This is a genomic window from Rhizomicrobium sp. (assembly GCF_056722145.1).
The window spans coordinates 1-2,290 of sequence record NZ_JBWZET010000051.1 but is presented as its reverse complement, the minus strand read 5'-3'; the positions used below and the strand labels follow the sequence as shown (position 1 = coordinate 2,290).

General features: G+C 66.1%; 2 protein-coding genes. One reads left to right on the top strand and one right to left on the bottom strand.

What is annotated here, in order from left to right; all coding sequences use genetic code 11:
• The coding region (locus AC1P6P_RS03085) for a GTP-binding protein (RefSeq protein ID WP_481400968.1) at positions 1 to 780 on the bottom strand (780 nt) is incomplete at its 3' end.
• 347 nt (positions 781 to 1,127) lie between these two features.
• On the opposite strand from AC1P6P_RS03085, the gene AC1P6P_RS03080 reads away from it, so the two are divergent.
• A partial coding sequence (locus AC1P6P_RS03080; protein WP_481400967.1) for a TonB-dependent receptor occupies positions 1,128 to 2,290 on the top strand: 1,163 nt, incomplete at its 3' end.

Sequence of the window (2,290 nt, the reverse complement as noted above, 5' to 3'; positions counted from 1 at the left end):
GCGGCCGACCTCAACCACCTTGCCGTCGATGTCGAGCGCGTGGATCGGCTGGTTGACCTTGATGCGGCCCGACTGGACACGGCCGGTGAGCACGCGGCCCATGAAATTGTCGCGATCGAGCAGCGTGGCGAGGAAGCTGAACGGGGCTTCGGTATCGAGCTGCGGGGCGGGGACGTGGTTGACGATCTTCTCGAACAGCGGCTGCAGGTCGCCCTCGCGCGCGGCTTCGTCCTCGCTCGCGTAGCCGTTGCGGCCCGAGGCGTAGAGCACCGGGAATTCGAGCTGCTCGTCATCGGCATCGAGGTTGACGAACAGGTCGAACACCTCGTCGAGCACTTCCTGCGCGCGGCCGTCGGGGCGGTCGATCTTGTTGACCACGACGATCGGGCGCAGGCCGAGTGCGAGCGCCTTGCCGGTGACGAACTTGGTCTGCGGCATCGCGCCTTCGGAGCTGTCGACCAGCAGGATCACGCCGTCGACCATGCTGAGGATGCGCTCGACCTCGCCGCCGAAGTCGGCGTGGCCCGGGGTGTCGACGATGTTGATGCGGGTGGTCTCGCCGGTCTTCGGGCTGGTCCACTCGACGCTGGTGCACTTGGCGAGGATGGTGATGCCGCGTTCCTTTTCGAGATCGTTCGAATCCATCGCGCGCTCTTCGACGCGCTGGTTGTCGCGGAACGTGCCCGACTGGCGGAACAACTGGTCGACCAGCGTGGTCTTGCCGTGGTCGACGTGGGCGATGATGGCGATATTGCGAAGCGGCTGGCCGGCGGCGGACATGCGGGGAGGCTTTCGGTAAGGGCGGAAGGCAGGACTTGCGTGCGCCAGTGGTTCGGGGAAGGCGGCTTGTTGCGCCGCAACATGGATCGGCCCCCTAGTCGAAAATCGCACGCGGGGCAAGGCTGCGGATCGCGGCGGCCGGCTGCCGCGCGCGCGATCGGCGCCGGCGGCATGCGGCGCGGTGGTGGAAAAGCGCCCGCGTCCTCGGCAGTTTGCCGTTGCGCGGCGGTGGGCTGAAATTTACCATGTCGGCCCCAGGGGTCATGCGGGACTGGCCATTATCGCCGCGCTGCCGAACCGGTGGCCGGCAACCGGCACATCACCCGCTGCGAGAGGACAGGTACACCATGGCAAAATCGCTTTTCGGTCCGGCGGCTGCGGCTGGCTTGGCTTCATTGCGGATCATGCTCGCGGCAGGGGCGGCGCTGGGGTGCATGGCGCCGGCGCTGGCCTATGCGCAGCCGCGGCAGGACAGCGGTGAGGCGCAGCCTGCGAAGGACGAGCCGGCGGCGGAAGGCGAAGGCAACGAGATCATCGTCACCGCGACCAAGCGCGAGCAGACCTTGCAGGACGTGCCGGTGGCGGTGACGGTGACCACGGCGGACACGCTGGAAAAGGCGCATATCCGCGACATCAAGGACCTCGCCAGTGTCGTGCCGTCGCTGCGTGTGGTCGAGCACCAGAGCTCGGCGCAGACCGACTTCTACATCCGGGGTTTCGGCAACGGCGCCAACAATGCCGGCATCGAGCCTTCGGTGGGGGTGTTCATCGATGGGGTGTACCGTTCGCGCTCGGCCGCGCAGATCGCCGATTTCCCCGACGTCAAGCGCGTGGAAGTGCTGCGCGGGCCGCAATCGACGCTGTTCGGCAAGAATGCCTCGGCCGGGGTGATCTCGATCGTCACGCAGGCGCCGCAGTTCCATCCGGGCGGCAATGTCGAGCTTTCGTACGGCAACTACAACGCGGTCGTGCTCAAGGCGCTGGTCACCGGCCCGCTGAGCGACAACCTCGCGTTCAGCCTGGCGGGCGGACTCAACCGGCGCGACGGCTATATCCACGATGCCGGCACCAATCAGGACATCAACAACCGCAAGCGCGCCTTCATTCGCGGCCAGCTGCTGTTCGAGCCGAACACCCAGCTCAAGGTGCGGCTGATCGGCGATTATGGCGAGATCCACGAGAATTGCTGCGCGGTGGTCAACGTCCATTCGGGGCCGACCGCGCTGGCGGTGACCGCAATCGGCGGCAAGGTTAACCCGGCGAGCGACCCGTTCGGGGACGTTTACAACAACTTCGATTCGACCAATCGTATCAAGAACTACGGCGTTTCCGGCCAGATCGACTACGCGATCGGGCCGCTGACGCTGAGTTCGATCACCGCGTGGCGCAAGAACAGCAATGTCACCGACCAGGATTCGGATTTCACCAGCGCCGACATCCTCGGCCGCAACCATGCCGACGTGAGCATCCGCACGTTCACGCAGGAGCTGCGCGCGTCCACCAACATGGA